Raw genomic sequence first — 18,823 nt, 5'->3', positions numbered from 1 at the left:
GATGCCGTCGTCGGGCGGCAGAAAGAAAATGTAGTAAGTTTACGCGATAGTCGGATTGTGGAGCCAAGGCCCGCGGTCGTATGCTGATGGTAAGCGATCAGGGCAAGTGCCTTGTCCTGCTTTTCGGTCTGCTGCGCCGCGGGCCTTTCGTTTAGGGCATGCGTCAGATCTCTGTGCCAGTCTCCGTGTCAGATGGCGCACGGCTTGCGACGGGCCGCGAGCCCGTCATGGATCTGTCAACTGAATGCCCCTGATGACAGGGGATGATTCCCGCGGCGGCACCGTCACTCCCAAGGAGGGTTGCATGAGTCACGACCTGCATGAATCGTTGCGCGACAATGTGCGCATTCTCGGGGACAACCTCGGCCAGACCATCGCGGCCGACCTCGGCGATGACTTCGTCGAGCGTATCGAACGCATCCGCGCCCTGGCCAAGAAAGGCCAGCAAGGCGACCTCGCGGCCCGCCGCGAGTTGATCGATTACCTGCGCGACCTTCCCGACAGCGATCTGCTGCCGGTCACCCGCGCCTTCAATCAGTTTCTGAATCTTTCCAACATCGCCGAGCAGCACTACCGCGGCCGCTTCAAGCGTGTCGAGGATTATCGTCCCGGCAGTCAGCCGGATCTGGGCGAGCTGATCACGCGTATCCGTGAGCGTGGCTTCAGTGCCCAGAAGATCGTCGAGGAGCTGTCGGCGATGCGCGTCGAGCTGGTGCTGACGGCCCACCCGACGGAAGTCATCCGCCGTACCCTGATCCAGAAGTACGATGCCATCGAAGGCTGCCTGACCCAGATGGAAGGTGCCTGTGATCGCCCGGAACAGGCGACGCTCGCGCGTGCACGCCTCTCTGAGCTGATCAGCCAGGCCTGGCATACCGACGAGATCCGTCACGAGCGCCCGACCCCGGTGGACGAGGCCAAGTGGGGCTTTGCCACCATCGAGAATTCGCTGTGGCAGGCGGTGCCTGACTTCCATCGTCAGCTGGACGAGATGACACTGGAGGCGGCCGGCGAGCGTCTGCCGCTGGACGCCGCGCCGCTGCGCTTCGCCTCCTGGATGGGGGGCGACCGCGATGGCAACCCGAATGTCACCGCGCGGGTCACCCGCACCGTGCTGCTGCTGGGTCGCTGGATGGCGGCGGATCTCTACCTGCGGGATCTCGAGCAGCTCAAGTCCGAGCTCTCCATGTGGAAGTGCTCCGCGGCGCTGCGTGCCGAGGCCGGCGACGTGGCGGAACCTTACCGCGAGATCCTGCGGCGTCTGATCCTGCGCATGGAAAGCACCCGTGACTGGGCCAAGGCTGGCCTGGACGGCAAGCGTCACGAGGGGCTCGACATCATCGAGACGCGTGAGCAGCTCTATGCACCGCTGCTGGCCTGCTACCGCTCGCTGTGTGACGTGGGACTGGATACCATCGCCAATGGCGCCTTGCTCGACACGCTGCGCCGCGTGGCCTGTTTCGGCGTGACTCTCACCAAGCTCGACATCCGTCAGGAAAGTACGCGCCACGCCCAGGTGCTCGACGAGCTGACCCAGTCGCTGGGCATGGGCAGCTACTTCGAGTGGGATGAGCAGAAGCGCTGTGAATTCCTCGCCAGGGAGCTGGGCGGTCAGCGTCCCTTGATCCCGCGTCATTGGGAGTGCTCCACCGATACCCGCGAAGTGCTGGATACCTTCAAGGTCATCGCGCGTGAACATCGTGAGGCGCTGGGCACCTACATCATCTCGATGGCGGGCCAGGCCTCCGATGTACTGGCGGTGGCGCTGCTGATGAAGGAGGTGGGCGGTGATGTGCGCCTGCCCATCGCGCCGCTGTTCGAGACCCTGGACGACCTGGATCGCTCCGGCCCGGTCATCGACACGCTGCTGGGCATGCCGATCTATCGCAAGCACGCCGGCAATCGTCAGGAAGTGATGATCGGCTATTCCGACTCCGCCAAGGATGCCGGCCAGCTGGCGGCGGCCTGGGCACAGTATCGTGCTCAGGAGACGCTGGTGGATGTCACCAAGCGGCACGGCGTCGAACTGACGCTCTTCCATGGTCGTGGCGGCACGGTGGGTCGCGGGGGCGGTCCGGCACATGCGGCGATCCTCTCGCAGCCGCCGGGCTCGGTGACCGGTTCCCTGCGCGTGACCGAGCAGGGCGAGATGATCCGCTTCAAGTTCGGCCTGCCGGACATCGCCAGCCGCTCGATGGAGATCTATGTCTGTGCAGTCCTCGAGGCCAGCCTGCTGCCGCCGCCCGCCCCGCGTCAGGAATGGCGCGACGAGATGAATCGTCTCGCGGACGTCGCGCACAAGGCCTATGTCGGAGTGGTGCGCGAGGACCCGAACTTCGTGCCTTACTTCCGCTCGGTCACGCCGGAGACGGCACTGGCGCGCCTGCCGCTGGGGTCACGCCCGGCCAAGCGTCGTCAGGACGGAGGCGTCGAGACGCTGCGGGCGATCCCGTGGATCTTCGCCTGGACCCAGATTCGTCTGATGCTGCCGGCGTGGCTTGGCAGTGGCGAAGCCTTCGCCAATCGGCTCGAGGAAGAGGGTGGGCTGGAAATCCTGCGCGAGATGATGAACGACTGGCCGTTCTTCTCCACCTATGTCGACATGCTGGAGATGCTGCTGTCCAAGGCGGATCTCTCGACGGCGGCCTACTACGAGCAACGTCTGGTGGATGAGCCGGCGCTCAAGGAGCTGGGGCAGTCGCTGCGTGATCGTCTCGAGCGTCTGGAGAAGGTGGTGCTGGAGATCCGCGATCAACAGACGCTGCTGGAGCACATGCCGCTGATCCGTCAGGCCATCGATGTTCGCAACCCCTACATCGACCCGTTGCATGGCCTGCAGGCCGAGCTTCTGCAGCGCAACCGGGATGCCGATGGCGCCATCTCCGCCGAGCTGTCGCGCGCCCTGATGGTGACCATGGCCGGTATCTCGGCCGGTCTGCGCAACACCGGCTGAGGCGGCGGCTGACGATATCGCGTCGGCCAGTCTTGAGTCACTGCATGAAAAAGCCCCGACAAACATGCCTGTCGGGGCTTTTCGTTGTCATGAAGCTAACGGCGGTATCTGATTACAGCAGGCCGCTGGCGCGCTCTCCTACCCATGGCATCAGGAAGCGTTCCCGCTGCCAGTCCTCATCCTGATTGAGCGCGACCAGATGCAGCAGCTTGGTGAAGGCGGCCTCCAGCGTCATGTCATCACCGGACAGTACCCCGATGGTGGCAAGGCCCGCGCCTGCCGCATAGTGGCCGATGCTGACCGGGCCATGCGGACACTGGCTGATGCCGGCCAGCAGCTTGCCTTCGCCGCGCGCATCGGCCAGCACGCCCAGAAGCTCGGCATCCGCCGGCAGATTGCCGCTGCCCCACAGTTCCAGCACCGCGCCCTTCACTTCGCTGCGCAGCAACTGCACTCGTACGCTCTCGGCGCTGATGCCGGGGTAGAGCGGCAGGCGGATGACGGCATCCTGGCCGAGGCAGGCGTAATCCGGCAATTCGAAGGCCGGCCCCTGGTCATCCATCAGGCGGCCCGGATAGACCACCACACGGTCATCGACCCACTCGCCCAGCAGGGGGGCATTGGGAGTGGTGAAGCCGCGGTGATCCTGGGTATACCACTTGCGGGTGCACACGCCGCGCAGCAGCTGACCGCCGAAGGCGACCACCACCTCATTGAGGGTCGGTTGGGCGGCGGCGGTGAGGGCCAGTTCGACATTGGCAAGAGCATCGCTGCCGTCGGCCTCCAATGGCAGCTGGGCACCACTGACGATCACCGGGCGGGCGGTGCCCTTGAGCTGGAAGGCGAGGCTTGACGCCGTCCAGGCGAGGGTGTCGGTGCCCTGCAGCACCACGAAGCCATCGAAACTGTCATAGGCATCGGCGATCTCGCCCGCGATCTGCTGCCAGTCAGCGGGCGTCGCCGAGGAGGAGTCGATCAGTTGCGGGAATTCGCGCAGGGTGAAGGCGGGCAGACGGCCACGACGGCTGGGCGGCAGATCCTCCAGCGCTGCTCGCAGACGCGCATCGAAGTCTCCGGCCGGCACCAGGCCCTGCTCGCTTTCGACCATGCCCAGCGTACCGCCGGTATACAGCACCAGGATGTGTGTCTCGGGAGTCATCGTATCCACCTGCCAGAAATGGGAAAGCCGGCATTGTAACGCATGCCGGCTGGCGGGTGAGACGTGCTGCCAAGGGGATGACCAGGTCAGCAGCGAGTGCGGTGGCGGCGGAAGGGCTAGCTGATGTTGCCACCGCCGATGCGCACATCCTGCTGATGGGTCATGGCGCTGATGCAGAGGACGCGCACGCCTTCCAGCAGGCTCTCCAGGCTCATGGTCGGCAGTCGGCCATCGAGGCTCTGCTCGGGGAGCGCCGGAATATGCACGAAGCCGGAGCGGATCGGACTGTCCGCCAGATGGCGTTGCACGCCGTAGAACAGGTGGTTGCAGACGAAGGTGCCGGCGGTATAGGAGACGCTGGCCGGCAGACCCGCTGCCTGAAGATCATTGACCATCGCCTTGATGGGCAGGGTGGTGAAGCAGGCATCGGGCCCTGCGACCTCGATGGGTTCATCCACCGGCTGGTGTCCGCCATTGTCCTTGATGCGGTAGTCATCCAGATTGATGGCGACGCGCTCCGGCGTGATGGCGCTGCGACCACTCGCCTGGCCCAGCATGATCACGGTATCGGGGGCGTGACGCTCGATGGCCTCCACCACGCTCTCGATCGCGGCGTAGCGCGTCACCGGCACGCGGCAGGTGCGTATCTCGACACTGTCCGATGAGCCATTCGGCAGGGCCAGGGTCTGACCCTCCAGCTGCTCGATGATCTTGAGTGCCGGATTGACGCTGTCGTGGCCGAAGGGCTCGAAACCACAGAGAAGCAGACGGGACATGGGAGACTCCTTGACTGGCATCGATCACCGCAGGCCACTGCTGGCGGTGATCGATGCGCGGGTAAGCATGAGAACGAATCAGAATGCCAGCAGCAGCATCAGGCTGATGTTGGCCATCAGCATCACCAGCGCCGGAATGATCTGGGCGCGGATGATGTGATAGCGATCATCCAGCTCCAGCAGCGCCGCCGGCACGATGTTGAAATTGGCGGCCATGGGCGTCATCAGCGTGCCGCAATAGCCCGACAGCATCCCCAGCACGCCGACGATGGCGGGATTGCCACCATGCAGGGCGATGACCAGCGGATAGCCGATCCCGGAGGTGATGACGGCGAAGGCGGCGAAGCCGTTGCCCATCAGCATGGTGAACACGGCCATGCCGACACAGTAGGCGATCACGCAGGCGATGAGACTGGTATCGGGAACCACGCTTGAGACCAGCCCCGCGATGGTCTGGCCGACACCGGCCTGATCGAACAGCAGACCGAGCGCGGCCAGGAACTGCGGCAGGATGGCGGCCCAGCCGATGGCATCCGCCAGGCGACGACCTTCCTGCATGCCGGTGCCGGGGCGCTCACGCAGCAGCAGCAGGGCAACGGCAAACGCCAGCACGGTCGCAAGCCCCAGCCCGACCAGTGCGCTCTGCCCGGTGGTGAGGGTGTAGAGGAAGGTGCCGATGGGAATCACCAGTGCCGGAATGAACAGCCGAGACCCCAGACGTTGGCGGCGCTGCTGGCGGGCTTCATCGCTGAGCTGTCCGTAATTGCCGAAGCCGAGCTGACCGGTGGCGGCCAGCAGCGCCATGGCGAGCATGGCGAGGCCGACCACGACATTGGGCAGCCACTGGCCGAAGGCCAGGCTGATCCCGAAGATCATCCAGAAGGCGCTGGTGCCAAGGCGACGCGGATGGTCGCGGTCGGTCAGGGTCAGAAGGGCAAACACCATGACGGCGAAGCCGGTGATCAGGTAAAGGGCATCGATACCGCTCATGAGTGGCTCTCCGTCACGGGAGTGGTGTAGCTGTCAGGGGCTGACGCGGGGGTTGCCTGCAAAGGGGAGGCGGGATACTCCTCGCGCAGCAGTCGATGCTCCTGCTGGATGCGCTTGTCCAGCCGGCGACACAGGATGAAGACCACGACCAGCGAGACGAGTGCGGTAGGAATGGCATAGAGCGCCATGTCCGCGAGACTGACGCTGGTGCCGCTCTTGTCCAGCACGCTCTTGATCAGCAGCAGGCCGCCCGAGGCGACAAAGATCAGCTGACTGAAGAAGTTGCCGAAGTTCTCGCTGACGGCATTGAGTACCCGGATGCGCTGGCTCAGGGTCTTGAAGCGGGGGGAGGCCACGGCTTCCTCGGAGAGGTCGCGCTCGGCGGCACCGACCGACATCGGCGCGACCAGCGGACGGATCATCGCCGGGTGCCCACCCAGCTGCAGCCCGAAGGCGTTGGTCACCTTGCGCAGCAGCAGGTAGCTCAGGGTGATGCGGCCGGCACTGGCGGCACGCAGCTTCTGCACGAGATGCTCGGCCTGGTCACGCAGGCCATTGCGCTCCAGCAGGCCAATGACCGGCAGGGTGATGATGAAAAGTGACACGGCGCGGTTGTCGGTAAAGGCCTGGCCGAGGGCGCCGAGGATCTCGGTGGGCGTCATGCCGGCCACGAGTCCCGAGGCAAAGCCTGCCACCAGGACCACCAGCAGAGCGTTCAAGCGCAGTGCCAGACCGACCACGATGATGGCGACGCCGATCAATGACAACATGTGATATCTCCCGAGCCTGAGGAGGACAGTCTGTTGCGGAGGCAGGACATGGGCTTTCACCTCTGAGTGTGAGCTTGTTGTTGTGAAGTACGTGCCGCGAAGTAGGTACCGTGAAGTACGTTGTCTTACTACGCGAGTTCAGAGGGTAGGGTCAGGCAGGAATAATCCAAATGAGACATTCGGAATATATAAATTAATCGTAATTGTTGAATCGATAGAATCTATCACTTGGAGGTGCATGACAGGTCTGGTCGATATCAGGCAGGCTGACATCAGCACGTCAGCGTGTGAATGCCGGAGCGGGACGCTCGCGTCAACAGGCCTCGCCGGGCGCACGCTCGAACATCACGTCAGCGCGTGCAACCGCTTGGGCAAAAGGGCGGGGTAGGGAAGAGATGAAGAATGCGCAGCAGAGGACTCAGCCGTCGATGACCTCGGGGCTGCCATCATCGCGCAGACAGATGCGCTGACGTCTCCCGACCTTGAGACCCAGCGCTGCGGCGGCGATGAGAATCAGCGCGAACAGCGAGGCGATCACGTCAAGGTCATTGGTGAATTCAAGCAGTATGCCCACCGCCAGCGGGCCGAGCGCCGCCAGCATGTAGCCGGTGCCTTGCGCCATTCCCGACAGCGCCCCGGCCAGGCGAGCGTCGTTGCTGCGCAGTACCAGCAAGGTCAGCGCCATCGAGAAGCTGCCTCCTTGACCAAAGCCCAGCAGTACGGCGAACAGCCAGCGCAGTGACAGCGGGCCGACCATCAGGCCGAGCAAGCCGACCGCCGAACAGGCAAGCAGCAGCAGGATGGCGGGACGCTGATCCCGTCCCATGCGCCCGATCACCGGCGCCAGCAGGGCAGTGAGTACCTGGGCCATCACCGAGGCGGCCATCAGCCAGCCGGCCTCGACATCGCTCAAGCCACGTTGTTGCAACAGAAACGGAAGCCAGCCGAAGACGATATACGCCAGTGATGACTGGCAGCCCATGAAGAAGGTGATCTGTCGTGCCAGTGGCAGGTGCCACAGGCGTGGCGCGTCATGTTGACCGGCCGGCAGGCGCCGAGGCCAGGGGTGCGGCATGCTCAGACGCCAGACCGGTAGGGCGATCACCACCAGCAATGCCCAGCAGCTCAAAGAGGCCTGCCAGCTGTCCAGCCAGTTGGCCAGCGGCACACTGAGCCCTGCGGCAAGGGCGGCGCCAAGGCATAGCGCCATGGTGTAGACACCGGTGAACAGGTCAGCGCGCTCGGGATGTTCGCGCTTGACGATGGCGGGCAACAGGGTGCCCGCGATACCGATACTGCCACCGCACAGCAAGGTCCCCAGATAGAGAAGGAGGGTCAGGTCGCTGGCGCGCAGCCACAAGGCGATTCCCAGGATGACAAGCGCCAGACTCAAGGTACGCTCCGCCCCCAGTCGCCCCGCCAGGCGGGGTGCCAGTGGCGCGAACAGTCCCAGGCATATCACCGGCAGAGTCGTCAGCAGGCCGGCGGCCAGTGTGCTCAGGCCAAGATCCTGCGTGATGCGATCCAGCAGGGGGGCCAGCGAGGACAGCGCCGGTCGTAGATTGAGGGCGACCAGTATCAGGATGAGCAGAAACAGCGGGACGGACATTCGGCGCATGAGGCAGGCCTATCCTGAAGTGAAGGAGAGTCATGAATACGCGGGCGGACAGGGGCAGTGAACCTCCTGAACGCTTGGACAGTTCTGCGAGAATACCGTCATCCTCCCGCACTGTCTTGCGGGTTCCGACCAATATGCAATACCCATGATGCAAGGCACGCCGTGCAATGAACGACCTGCCATTCACGATCTGGCATCCACGACGCAAGACGCCCAGCAGAGGCTGGGCGTCTTGTGAGATAAGGCGGGTTGCAGAGAGGGGCTCAGTATTTCGGCTCGAGCTCCAGCTCGCGAGCCCCGGGGTAGAGCTCAAGCGGAGTCTTGCGTGGCGTGGTGCCAGTTCCCTGCCCTTGCTGCCCGGTACGTGACCTGGTGTCACCGTTGCGCCATGAGGAAAGCGACGACGTGCGATCAGGCGAGACGCTGCTGGTCGACGAGGCAGCGGGACGACGCAGCGCCTTGGCACGAATCAGGGACATGTCCTCGGTACTCAGCAGCAGGCCCTGCTGGGTACGCTCGATCTTCAACAGGCCCTTGAAGTGCCAGCAACGCATCGGGGTATGGGCGACGCGGTAGCGGTGGCCCTCCACCTCCAGCGATACGGCTTCCCTGGGACGGCAGCCCCGAGGATGAAGCTGTACCTCTTCCAGCAACACCAGACGATTGAAGTCCTGGGGTTGAAGGACCTGGTTGCCTTCATGCATGCGCACCGGGAAGGCGTGGTTGTCGCGGGACAGTTCACGTCGCTTGTGGTTGACGCTGCCAGACCCTTCCAGGACACCCACGCCACAGACGTGCAACAGTTCGCCGTCGATCTGCTTGATGACAAGCACCTCGACGTGGCGTTGCTTGAACAGTTGATTACGCAATGAGCTCAAGGGCATGGCGGGAATCCTCTCTGGCAGCTTCTGGCCTCTTTTCAGTGGCGGGTCGCCAGACGGGTTGGATGGCGTTGAAGCGATATCTGTCGACTATATCATACGCCGTCCTGTCGAGGATTTCCTGAATCCAGCGCCTTGGCGCAGTGATCTATGCAACCTGTCGCTGGATTCATGGGCGTCTTTGATGACAAGGGCTGAGGCGTCTGGTGCCAAGTGCTCATGTCACTCGTACTTGCCAAGTACCGCCCGGCAGATGTCGGCAAAGCTGCGGGCTTCCGGGGGATGCTCAAGGTGGAGTCCGAGGGCCTGCCCGACACGAGATGCCGCGATCAAACCACGGATGCAGGGGTGGCCATCGCTGTCCTCTTCCGTGACCAGCAGGTGGGATTCTCCGCTCTGACGCAGGGTCTCGACCAGATCGCCCACCCTGGCGCGCTTGAGCACTGACAGGGCAATGCCGTGCAGCTCGGCGCGTGGCACCTGCACCATGTCGACGGTGACTTCATCACGCTGCACATCGAAGCGTGTCATGGCCCGCATCACCACGCGCCCGCCTTGTAGCTCGCGGGAGGTGACGACGCCGGTGAAGGTGCCGTCGTGATCATGCACCAGCAGAAGACGCACGCCTGCCTGTTTCATGGTCGCCAGCGCCTGACCGATGGAGGCGCTCCCCTGGATGCTGCGACCCGCGGTCACCGAGAAATCGGTCAGCAGTTCGCTGGCGGGGCTGTCCATGTTGATGTCGCCCAGAGGCTGGAGAGGCAGGCGTGAGGTGGTGACCTGTTCAAGCGGTTTCACTTCGAGGGTGTGATAGGCAGATGGGGCGATGGCATTCATGGAATGACTCCGATACTTGATGAACGATGAGCGTCTGCAAGATGAGAGTCACGCTGATCAAGGGAGTTTCCTGCACCGGGAGTAACGACTTGTTGCTGTTGTCGCAACCACTGATGCAAGGCCCCGCTCGAGAGGCGGGCGTGTGACTGGCGCGCGGAAAGACGCTGTCTGGCAGCAGGCGAGCAGGATGGGACAGAGGCGAAGTGACTGGCAAGAAAGCCGGATGGGGCGGGAGGTGTGAAAGATCCTGCGCTGAATGACAGCCGGATGTGACAAGGCACGGCGTCCTCCCGGCTCAGGAATCACGTCGTGCCTTGTTCATGCAGGGGGCAGTGAGCTCATCACCGCGTCAGCAGGCCCAGCTGTTGTTCCGGATTGGCAACAATGCGCCGCTGGCTCCGTTTCAGAGCCCTCATGTCGAAGTCCTTATGCCAGAGCTCTTATGCCAGGGCTCTTATGCCAGGGCCCTTATGCCAAGCCCTGATGTCTGGGCCCTGATGCCAGCATGCTCACGGCATCACAGCCACTCTTTCAAGTCGCCGCGCACCGAGTCCAGGAAGGTGATGAAGTCCGTCTGACCCTCGCCATCGCAGCGATCGACCTTGCAGGCGAGCTTCATGCGAGTCCCGGCCACGATCTCGTCATAGACCTCCAGCGTCAGCTTCTCCACCTCGGCATCGGCAGGCTCCCGCTCGCCATCTGCCAGACTGAAGGTGGTGATCAGCGTGCCACGCAGACGGGTAGTGCCGCCTTCGGCGACGATCCGGCGGACTTTCAGCCAACCTTCGCGCACCAGGACATCCCCCTGGGCATCCTTGTGCTTGTAGATCGTGCGGTAGCAGGCGTTTTCCGAGGCACCCTTGGCCGCCATGCTCTGGTAGGCCTGAATCATGCGGGTCGCCATGGTGCCGGCTTCGGCAATCTTGCGACGGGCAGCACGGTGTTCGCGCTCGAGACGATCCTGCTTGGAGAAACGCTGCCACAGGTGGAAATCGCGCGTCAGAGTGGTCGCGTCCATTGAATACTCTCTTGTTGCATGAAGGCCGTTGCCCCCTGGCGGGGGAAACGGGCAAGGATGGTGGCGGGAGGCAGGACCTTGTGGTCGTGCTGCTCCAGCCCGGCAGTCAGGCGTATCACTGATGGCCCTCATCATCCCTAATCCGAAGGGCGCTGCCAAGGCAAGCGTCGCCGCGCATGAGCGTCGAGCATTGCGCGGCCCCGTGGCATCCACCGTGGTTGATGCGCCATGCAGCCTCACCGGATAATGGGCCGCATTCAATGCGCGGCCAGGTCATGTCGAGGGGGATGGACAACGTGCGGAAGGGGGATGGACATCGTGCGGAAGAGGGATGGCATTTGAGGTGGGCGGCATCGGATTGCGGCGCCTGTCGGCGAGACGTGATCAGGCTGGCTGTCATGCAGGAGTATCAGGCTGCCATTTGCAGGTGATGGCACCTCACTCACACTCTTGCCTGAAATCTTCTACGAGATGTGGCCCCTGGCGCAAACGCCAACAACGAAGACTTGGCACGTCCATATGCCTTTCCCGCGTCAAACGGCGACGTTATGTCACGTTATGCCCCCTTTCCTGCATGCCTTGAATGACGCGCATGGACTGTCGCCATCACGTTTCACACTCGAACGTGAGGTAGACTGGGAGCATTCAGACGGTATGAGATTCTCACACGGGACACATGGAAGGTGTCAGTTCAAAGAGGAAGGAATCATGGCGAAACCTGATCGCCGTCGGGCCGGGGAGAGGACCGGTCTGGCTGGGGTGAAGTGGCGTTGGCCGGCTCCAGGAGGGCTGGCTGAGCGGCATGCCGGGCTCTATCAATTGTTCATGTGGTGCTACATCAGTGCGCTGGGTTGCCACATCGGCTATTTCGCCCTGCTCAGCATGCAGCCCTACCCGCAGCCCGTCGTCGCCCAGGTGGTCGGGACCTTGCTCACCGTGGCTTCCATCATCCTGCATCGCAGGGGACACCTGCAGACCGCGTTGCTGCTGCTGGTCGTGCCGGTATCGCTCAAGGCGTCATGGTGGGAGCACCAGTTCGGCGTGGGTGCGGGATTCGAGTACTACCACATCCTGTCGATCTTCTTCATCTGCATCGCGCCGATGGCGCGGATCACACGTCTCCTGACCAGTGGCGGCCTGCTGATCTTCTATCTGATCGCCCAATCCCTGCCGGGGCCTGTCTACATCGGCTCCTATGAGTTCATGGCCACGGCCAGCATCGTCAATCTCGTGATCTGTGTCACCTTCATCGGCCTGGTGGCCATCGAGATGGGGTGGGAATCCGAGCGGCGCGAGAAGCGCTATCTGCGGGAATTGCGCCATGATCAGCTGACGGGGGCCCTCTCGCGGCTTGCGCTCAGGGAGGAGGGCGCACGCATGCTTCAGGAGGACGGGCTGGGGGTGTTGATGATCGACGTGGATCACTTCAAGACGATCAATGACACGCATGGGCACGCCAGCGGTGACGATGTGCTGGTGGAGCTGACACGCCGTCTGAGTCATCACCTGCGCGGCAGTGATCTGCTCTGTCGCCAGGGGGGCGAGGAGTTCGTGGCATTGTGCCCCAGCAATGATCGCCAGGGGTTGCGACACGCGGCCGACCGGCTGCTGCAGTCCATCAACGGACGCGCCTTCGTATTGAACAATGGCAAGCTGCTGCGGGTCACGGTTAGTATCGGCGTGGCCCAGGGAGGGCCGGCCACGGCAGCCGAGTCCTTGCTGCCGGAGCTGATCCGTCGTGCGGACCAGGCGATGTATCGTGCCAAGCGTACCGGTCGCAATCGGGTGGTGACGGCCTGGGACATGCTGGATGAACCCCGCAGCCAGACCGACGCGGCCGATATCCCGGCGACAGCAAAAGCCACCGCCCCGATGCCGAGTCCTGCGTCATCCTCGTCAGAGATGCGCCTCTGTGTGGAGGGCTCCCAGCGCGAGACGCGACAGCAGGACACTCACGGCGAAGGTAGCTCCCATGTCGCCGGGACTGGATGCTATGGCTACAAACGTCCTTGAATCGCACCGCTCCCGATGACGGTCGCGCCACTTCCATGGCCGTGCCCGGGCAGCCCGGTGGCAAGACCCTTTCTGCGTATTCCGGAGATTGAGATTGATGATCGATACGAGTGGTGGACGCGCGGGGCGTCTCTGGCAGTGCCTGTTCATGACCGCAGCCTTGTTGACGGCAGAGATGACACTGGCGGCTCCTGCAACGACGCAGGACGGTGATGTGAATGCCGGCCAGGCCAGTGCCGCCGCGCCAGCTGTGGCGCCGGCCTTGCCAACGGCTGCCAAGGCCGGCAACAGCATCTATCGCTGCATGCTCGACGGTGTCCCCACCTGGCAGCAGCAGCCCTGTCATCAAGGGGATGCGCCGGTGGCGCTGGATGACTCCCTGACGGTGGTACCCGCTGCGCAAGACGGGCCGGCAGATCTGGAGGAAGACGCCACCGCGGAGCGTCTCGAGCGCGAAAAGCAGCGGACTCTGGCGGCCCGTCAGGAGAGCCAGCGCCAATACCGGATTCGCTCGGCCATCGATGATGGCTATCTGGTGGAAGGCATGAGTGAGTCTCAGGCGGTGTCCCTGCTGGGCAAGCCCAGTGATGTCAGCGAGACCATCGCCGACAATCAGTCATGTCGCCTGCTCAGCTGGTGGGGAGATGTTCGTGTCCAGTTCTGCAATGACGAGGCTGTCTCCATCACCGCGACGCAGCGGGACTGACGACCTGAACCCCTGCTGGAAGGGGGCCGAGCATGCCTGGCTGCTTGAGTCTTTCGAATCGAGGCCCGGATATTCAATTGTTTAGAATATTTGCATAATAGCGGCATCTTCTAGCGTCGATATGCCGTTATCGGGCTGGTTGTTGCTTTCTTGAGACAGCCGGGTGGTGAAGTTGCCACATTACCGAGTTTATCGAACAGTGTTAGATTACTCTCCGAACGCAGCGGCACGCCCCTCAAGTGTTATCCAGGGGCATGGCTGACTGGCCGACGAGCCAGGCTGCAACACTATTCGGTGAGGAGAACACGCATGAACAAGTCCATCCTGATTGGCGCGATCGTTGCTGCACTGGGCATTGGTGGTGGAGTGGCGATCGGCAGCTATACGGCCAGCAACTCAGGCCCTGAATACGCCGATATCGTGGCGGTGGATGCGGTGACGGAAACCGTGACCACCCCGCGTCAGGTATGCCACAACGAGACCGTGACCCATCAGGCGCCCAGCAAGGATACCCACAATGTCGTCGGCACTGCCGTCGGTGCGATCGTCGGAGGCGTGGTGGGCAATCAATTCGGCGGTGGCAACGGCAAGAAGGTATTGACCGCCGCGGGTGCCGTGGGTGGCGGCTATGCCGGCAATCAGATCCAGGGACAGATGAAGAAGGGCGATACCTACACCACGACCGAGCAGCGCTGCGAGACAGTGCAGGATGCCAGCGACAAGGTGGTGGGTTATGACGTCAAGGTCGACATGGGCGACGAGACTCGCACCGTGCGTCTTGAAGACAAGCCGGATGTGAAGCGCTTCGAGATTCGTGACGGTGAGCTGGTACTGCCACAGCAGGGCTGAGGCCAGATAGCCGAGCGGTCAGGCGGAGACGAAGAGCGTCGACAGGCGCGGCTCGATGAGTTCTCTCAAACGTTTCCCTCGATCGCTCTGCGCAATAGTCGCCAGACCAGAAGACCCCCGACGGAATCCGTCGGGGGTCTTCTGGTTTCTGGGCATCATACCGTGCCCCGTTCTGTCAGCCTATCAGACCGTCAGCTGGCACCTGCCGTGGCCGGCAATGCCTTGGCGATCTCACGTGCCAACTGCTCGCCGGTCACACGCCAGCCTTCGCCCAGGCTGTTGACCAGTGCCGGATAGCCGTCATCCGTCAGTGGAGTCAGCGTCTGGATGTCGCCTTCCTCCAGCACGCTGCCATCCACGCCGCGCAGGCGCCAGCGACCGGTGATGACGGACTGGCCATCATGGCGACCGATGAAGCGATCCAGGCTGACGCTCAGGCGGGCACCCTTCAATCCGCTCAGGCTGGTATCCGCGATACGGTACTGGCTCAGCGGCTGGGCGGGGCTGGCTTTCAGCTGGTTCAGCAGCTGGCGGGTCAGCATGTCCTGCAGGTCATCGGCCCACAGGTTCTGGCTGGCCTGTACCAGGGTGATGTCGTCCGTCTGATAGACCAGACTGCCGCCTTCCAGATAGCTGGCCAGTTGCACCGGCATCACTTCCAGCAGGGGTGCATCGGCGGCAACGCTGCGCTGGGCAGCGGTCTGTGTCGTCTGTGGCAGCAGGTAAGCGCCACCAGTGGCGGCGGTCGTGCAACCCGCCAGTGTGCCGAGCATCAACAAACCTGCCATCAGGCCGCCGAAGCGGCCCTTGTGCGACGTTGAAGTGCGCGGTGAGGCAGACGCGCTGCACGCTTGCGGCATGGCTGCCGTGCGGATCGAGAGACTCATGGCTGTTGTCATCATTGGGCCCTCGGAATCGGATCACGGGTCGTCGGTTTGTCGAAGATCAGGCTTGAGGGATTCTTCTCCAGCGTGTCGAGCAGCGGCTCGGCCTTCTTGAGCACGCGGTCCAGGCGCTCGAGGTCTCCCTCCAGCTTGCGATAGGCAGAAGACTCCGGTGTCAGGCCATCCAGGGTGCGATTGAGGTTGTCGAGGCTGGTGCTGATGTCGCTCGGCAGCTTCTGTACCTCATCGGAACCCAACAGGGCATCGACATGGCCGGCGGTCTTGTCGAGACGCTTCACCAGGCTCTCGGAGGCTGACAGGGTCTTGTTGAGATTGCCCAGTACAGGCTCGATGTCCAGGCCATTGAGCTTGTCGAGCAGCGCATTGAGCTTGGCTTCCATCTGCGCGAGGCCGCCTGACACGCTGGGCATGACCTCGATGTCATCGAAGGTATCGGTCTTGTACGGCGGTGGATTGTCATAGAAGTCCAGGTCGACGAACAAGGCACCGGTCAGCAGGTTGCCGGACTTGAGCGTCGCGCGCAGACCACGCTTGAACAGTCGCTCCAGTCGCTTCTCCCACTGCTTGACGCCTTCATCATCGACCTGACCCTCGAGGCGTTCCGGTTCGATGCGAATCAGCACGGGAATCTCGAAGCTGGAGAGCGTGCGTACCCGCTGATGGGTCAGGCGGTAGGGCACGCTGACCACCGTGCCCAGTCGCACGCCGCGGAATTCCACCGGTGCGCCACGCGACAGGCCGCGCACGGTGTCGTCGACCATGATCACGTAGTCGATGGCCTGATGGAAGCTGCCTTCACGGGCCTCTTCCTGATCGGAATACAGGGTGAAGGAGGTGTTCTCCACCACAGGGCGGCCACGCGGCAGGTCCTCGGGGATGCCGAAGGCGACCCCGCCGCTCAGTACGCTTTCCAGTGACCCCACGTCCACCTGAAGCCCCTGGGAGTCCAGGCGCAGGCTGACACCGCTGGTGGACCAGAAGCGCGTGGTCGAGGTCACCAGCTCGTTGTAGGGCGAGTCGATGTACAGGGTGTAATGCATTTCCTTCTCGCTGGGGCGGAACTCGCTGGATTCCACGCGCCCCACGACGAAGCCCTCGTAGGTGACGGGGTCGCCATCGGACAGCACGCTGCCATCATTGCTGGTCAAGTCGATGCGCAGCCCCTTGGCGTCCTGGGTCGTGACCGGAGGTTGCTCCAGCGCCACGAAGTGGTCGGCTTCCTCGCGACTGTCGCCGGGCTGCAGCTGGATGTAGGCGCCTGACAGCACGGTATTCAGACCACTGATGCCTTCGCGTCCGATACGCGGCTTGACCACCCACAGACGCGTGTCCTCATTGAGCATGCGCTCGCTGTCCTTGGACATGCGTGCCGTGACGATGGTCTTGTCGAGGTTGTCCGACAGGCGTACGGATTCGACCTTGCCGACCTCGACGTTACGGGTCTTGATCAAGGTCTTGCCGGCCTCGATACCTTCTGCCGTCTCCATCTCGATGGTGATCTGCGGGCCACGGCTGGCGATGTTGTGCCACACCATCCAGGCACCGATCAGCAATGCCACGATCGGGACGATCCAGATCGGCGAAAGACGGCGTCGGCTTTCACGACGCGCACGAGAGTCATCACTCATAGGTCATCCTGTGACGGTGAATCGATAGGGGAGGAAGCGGGGGAGACCTCACGTTCCTTGCTTGCCTGGAGAAGGCCGCTGGTCGCGACTCGCGCCTCCTGTGGCGTATCCCAGACAAGACGTGGATCAAAGCTCTGGGCGGACAGCATCGTGAGCACCACCACGCTGGCAAAGGACAGCGCTGCCGGCCCCGGGTGCACGGACATCAGGGCGCCCAGCTGGATCAATGCCGCCAGCAGCGCCACCACGAAGACGTCGACCATCGACCAGCGGCCGATGTACTCGGTGATGCGATAGAGCGTGACGCGCGCGCGGGCATGCTGGACCTGCGGGCGTTGCGCACTGAGACACAGCCAGGCGATGGCGATCATCTTGGAGGCCGGCACCAGGATGCTGGCAATGAAGATGACCATCGCGATGGGCCAGTCTCCGTGGGACCACAGCACCACGATACCGCCGGCGATGGTCTGCGGGTCGCTCTCGCCCAGACTCACGGTACTCATGATCGGGAAGAGGTTGGCCGGCAGATACAGTATCAGCGCCGCGATCAACCACGCCCAGGTACGTTGCAGACTATGTGTCTTGCGCTGATGGACCGGGTCGCCGCAGCGCCGGCAGTTGACGTGCTGGTCCTGCGTGCATTCATTGATCAACCCGCAGCTGTGACAGCTGCCCAGCCCCTGCAGCGCGGCCCCCAGCCCCGGTCTGGCTGTCTCCGGGGCCGGCGGCTCGCCCGCAAGGGCGAACCACATGCGATCACCGTCGATGCTGGCCAGGGTCTTGGTCATCAGCAGGGCGAAGGCACAGAAGGCCCAGAACGACGGGCCGAAGCTGATATCGGCCATGCCGGCGATCTTGACCAGACTCACCATCACGCCCACAAGGAAGACATCGGCCATCATCCAGGGGCGCAGATGGCTGAGCGTTCTGGCAATGCCGCGAATGCCGGGCAACGCCACCTTCAGGCCGATGGCCGTGTGGGTGTAGATCACCCCGATCAGGTAGAGCGCCGGCAGCAGCACGATGGTCAGAATCAGCAGCACCGCCAGCGAAGGATACGACTCTGCCGTCAGCGCCGCTGGCGTGTCCACCAGACTGAGGCTGGCGGAGATGCCGCGGGTGGCAAAGGCGATGAACTCGAAGGGCAGCGTCAGCCCCAGCATCACCAGGCACGCCGTCGCCAGTGCCAGGGTGCGCTGGACGGAATGGGCGTGGCGTTGGGCGAAGAGATGATCACAGCGTGGGCAGCGCGCCCGCTCGCCGGTCTTGAGCGCCGGAAGGGCCACGACCAGGTCACAGCATTCGCATGCGCGAAGTCGCCGCCGTGAGACGCTGCGCGTGACAGGCGCGAACAGTGTCGGCGGGTCACGTCTTTCCAGGGTATGGCGCGCAAGACGACGCAAGGCAGCTAGAGGACGAGGCATGTCTCTCCTGAATGAAGGGGCGCGTTGGCGCCATGCCGGATGAAGGCGAGTGGCGAGAATGACGAGGGCGAAGTCCGGGTGACTGGCGCCTGCCCCGGCGGCAGGCAAACACTGTTCGATACCTGCATGATGCCGCAAAACTCGCCTCGCACTCAATGCCCGCCAATGCGAAGCATCGCTCACGAGACATCACGGGCACCCGTGCCGTCATCGATCCACCAGACGCATGAACCGACACGCCGCCCGGAGAGGGCGGCGTGCAGGGCCATCACGCGAGGTGACGGCAATGAGGAAGC

General features: G+C 63.3%; 15 protein-coding genes. 4 read left to right on the top strand and 11 right to left on the bottom strand.

Annotation, left to right across the window (positions count from 1 at the left end; genetic code table 11):
• Positions 1-304: 304 nt before the first annotated feature.
• Positions 305-2,953: a phosphoenolpyruvate carboxylase gene (gene ppc, locus BFX80_RS12805; protein WP_077372197.1), complete on the top strand. Its 2,649-nt coding sequence runs from the start codon at positions 305-307 to the stop codon at positions 2,951-2,953.
• Positions 2,954-3,065: 112 nt separating this feature from the next.
• On the opposite strand, the gene BFX80_RS12800 is transcribed toward ppc, so the two are convergent.
• The 8 genes from BFX80_RS12800 to BFX80_RS12765 all read right to left on the bottom strand — a co-directional run bounded on the left by BFX80_RS12800 (position 3,066) and on the right by BFX80_RS12765 (position 11,002).
• Positions 3,066-4,112: an asparaginase gene (locus BFX80_RS12800; protein ID WP_084209113.1), complete on the bottom strand. Its 1,047-nt coding sequence runs from the start codon at positions 4,110-4,112 to the stop codon at positions 3,066-3,068.
• Positions 4,113-4,228: 116 nt separating this feature from the next.
• Complete coding sequence (gene pcp / locus BFX80_RS12795; RefSeq protein ID WP_077372204.1) at positions 4,229-4,888, bottom strand: pyroglutamyl-peptidase I; 660 nt, start codon at positions 4,886-4,888, stop codon at positions 4,229-4,231.
• A gap of 78 nt (positions 4,889-4,966) precedes the next feature.
• Positions 4,967-5,878, bottom strand: coding sequence for a DUF979 domain-containing protein (locus tag BFX80_RS12790; protein WP_077372207.1), 912 nt, complete (start codon positions 5,876-5,878; stop codon positions 4,967-4,969).
• Positions 5,875-6,648, bottom strand: a complete 774-nt coding sequence (locus BFX80_RS12785; RefSeq protein ID WP_077372210.1) for a DUF969 domain-containing protein — start codon at positions 6,646-6,648, stop codon at positions 5,875-5,877. The genes BFX80_RS12790 and BFX80_RS12785 overlap by 4 nt, the downstream gene beginning before the upstream one ends.
• 418 nt (positions 6,649-7,066) lie before the next feature.
• On the bottom strand, positions 7,067-8,266 hold the full coding sequence (locus BFX80_RS12780) for an MFS transporter (RefSeq protein WP_077372213.1): 1,200 nt from the start codon (positions 8,264-8,266) through the stop codon (positions 7,067-7,069).
• A gap of 263 nt (positions 8,267-8,529) precedes the next feature.
• Positions 8,530-9,150 carry a hypothetical protein gene (locus BFX80_RS12775; RefSeq protein ID WP_077372217.1) on the bottom strand — a complete coding sequence of 207 codons (621 nt, stop codon included), beginning with the start codon at positions 9,148-9,150 and terminating at the stop codon, positions 8,530-8,532.
• Between the two features lie 219 nt (positions 9,151-9,369).
• Positions 9,370-9,984, bottom strand: coding sequence for a CBS domain-containing protein (locus BFX80_RS12770; protein WP_065392490.1), 615 nt, complete (start codon positions 9,982-9,984; stop codon positions 9,370-9,372).
• Between the two features lie 517 nt (positions 9,985-10,501).
• Complete coding sequence (locus tag BFX80_RS12765; RefSeq protein WP_077372220.1) at positions 10,502-11,002, bottom strand: hypothetical protein; 501 nt, start codon at positions 11,000-11,002, stop codon at positions 10,502-10,504.
• 708 nt (positions 11,003-11,710) lie between these two features.
• Between BFX80_RS12765 and BFX80_RS12760 the strand changes: the two genes are divergently transcribed.
• From BFX80_RS12760 to BFX80_RS12750, 3 genes are all read left to right on the top strand, one after another.
• Positions 11,711-13,015: a GGDEF domain-containing protein gene (locus tag BFX80_RS12760; protein ID WP_167593044.1), complete on the top strand. Its 1,305-nt coding sequence runs from the start codon at positions 11,711-11,713 to the stop codon at positions 13,013-13,015.
• A 97-nt stretch (positions 13,016-13,112) separates the two neighbouring features.
• Positions 13,113-13,721, top strand: coding sequence for a hypothetical protein (locus BFX80_RS12755; protein ID WP_084209111.1), 609 nt, complete (start codon positions 13,113-13,115; stop codon positions 13,719-13,721).
• Positions 13,722-14,030: 309 nt separating this feature from the next.
• Complete coding sequence (locus BFX80_RS12750) at positions 14,031-14,570, top strand: glycine zipper 2TM domain-containing protein (RefSeq protein WP_084209110.1); 540 nt, start codon at positions 14,031-14,033, stop codon at positions 14,568-14,570.
• A gap of 191 nt (positions 14,571-14,761) precedes the next feature.
• Here BFX80_RS12750 and BFX80_RS12745 read toward each other — a convergent pair whose 3' ends face one another.
• The 3 genes from BFX80_RS12745 to BFX80_RS12735 all read right to left on the bottom strand — a co-directional run bounded on the left by BFX80_RS12745 (position 14,762) and on the right by BFX80_RS12735 (position 18,527).
• Positions 14,762-15,343 carry a PqiC family protein gene (locus BFX80_RS12745; RefSeq protein ID WP_205632708.1) on the bottom strand — a complete coding sequence of 194 codons (582 nt, stop codon included), beginning with the start codon at positions 15,341-15,343 and terminating at the stop codon, positions 14,762-14,764.
• 125 nt (positions 15,344-15,468) lie between these two features.
• The gene (gene pqiB / locus BFX80_RS12740) at positions 15,469-17,103 is read right to left on the bottom strand and encodes an intermembrane transport protein PqiB (RefSeq protein WP_084209108.1); all 1,635 of its coding nucleotides are present in this window, start codon (positions 17,101-17,103) and stop codon (positions 15,469-15,471) included.
• Positions 17,100-18,527 (bottom strand): paraquat-inducible protein A, encoded by a 1,428-nt coding sequence (locus tag BFX80_RS12735; RefSeq protein ID WP_084209107.1) that lies wholly within the window; start codon positions 18,525-18,527, stop codon positions 17,100-17,102. The genes pqiB and BFX80_RS12735 overlap by 4 nt, the downstream gene beginning before the upstream one ends.
• Positions 18,528-18,823: the final 296 nt, after the last annotated feature.

It is taken from the genome of Cobetia marina (assembly GCF_001720485.1).
Lineage (GTDB): Bacteria > Pseudomonadota > Gammaproteobacteria > Pseudomonadales > Halomonadaceae > Cobetia > Cobetia marina.
This window is presented reverse-complemented; position numbering and strand designations above follow the sequence as displayed.

Excerpts from the sequence above, each read along its gene's own strand:
- ppc (WP_077372197.1), top strand. The coding sequence starts at position 305 with ATGAGTCACGACCTGCATGAATCGTTGCGCGACAATGTGCGCATTCTC.
- BFX80_RS12800 (WP_084209113.1), bottom strand. The coding sequence starts at position 4,112 with ATGACTCCCGAGACACACATCCTGGTGCTGTATACCGGCGGTACGCTG.
- pcp (WP_077372204.1), bottom strand. The coding sequence starts at position 4,888 with ATGTCCCGTCTGCTTCTCTGTGGTTTCGAGCCCTTCGGCCACGACAGC.
- BFX80_RS12790 (WP_077372207.1), bottom strand. The coding sequence starts at position 5,878 with ATGAGCGGTATCGATGCCCTTTACCTGATCACCGGCTTCGCCGTCATG.
- BFX80_RS12785 (WP_077372210.1), bottom strand. The coding sequence starts at position 6,648 with ATGTTGTCATTGATCGGCGTCGCCATCATCGTGGTCGGTCTGGCACTG.
- BFX80_RS12780 (WP_077372213.1), bottom strand. The coding sequence starts at position 8,266 with ATGCGCCGAATGTCCGTCCCGCTGTTTCTGCTCATCCTGATACTGGTC.
- BFX80_RS12775 (WP_077372217.1), bottom strand. The coding sequence starts at position 9,150 with ATGCCCTTGAGCTCATTGCGTAATCAACTGTTCAAGCAACGCCACGTC.
- BFX80_RS12770 (WP_065392490.1), bottom strand. The coding sequence starts at position 9,984 with ATGAATGCCATCGCCCCATCTGCCTATCACACCCTCGAAGTGAAACCG.
- BFX80_RS12765 (WP_077372220.1), bottom strand. The coding sequence starts at position 11,002 with ATGGACGCGACCACTCTGACGCGCGATTTCCACCTGTGGCAGCGTTTC.
- BFX80_RS12760 (WP_167593044.1), top strand. The coding sequence starts at position 11,711 with ATGGCGAAACCTGATCGCCGTCGGGCCGGGGAGAGGACCGGTCTGGCT.
- BFX80_RS12755 (WP_084209111.1), top strand. The coding sequence starts at position 13,113 with ATGATCGATACGAGTGGTGGACGCGCGGGGCGTCTCTGGCAGTGCCTG.
- BFX80_RS12750 (WP_084209110.1), top strand. The coding sequence starts at position 14,031 with ATGAACAAGTCCATCCTGATTGGCGCGATCGTTGCTGCACTGGGCATT.
- BFX80_RS12745 (WP_205632708.1), bottom strand. The coding sequence starts at position 15,343 with ATGCTCGGCACACTGGCGGGTTGCACGACCGCCGCCACTGGTGGCGCT.
- pqiB (WP_084209108.1), bottom strand. The coding sequence starts at position 17,103 with ATGAGTGATGACTCTCGTGCGCGTCGTGAAAGCCGACGCCGTCTTTCG.
- BFX80_RS12735 (WP_084209107.1), bottom strand. The coding sequence starts at position 18,527 with ATGCCTCGTCCTCTAGCTGCCTTGCGTCGTCTTGCGCGCCATACCCTG.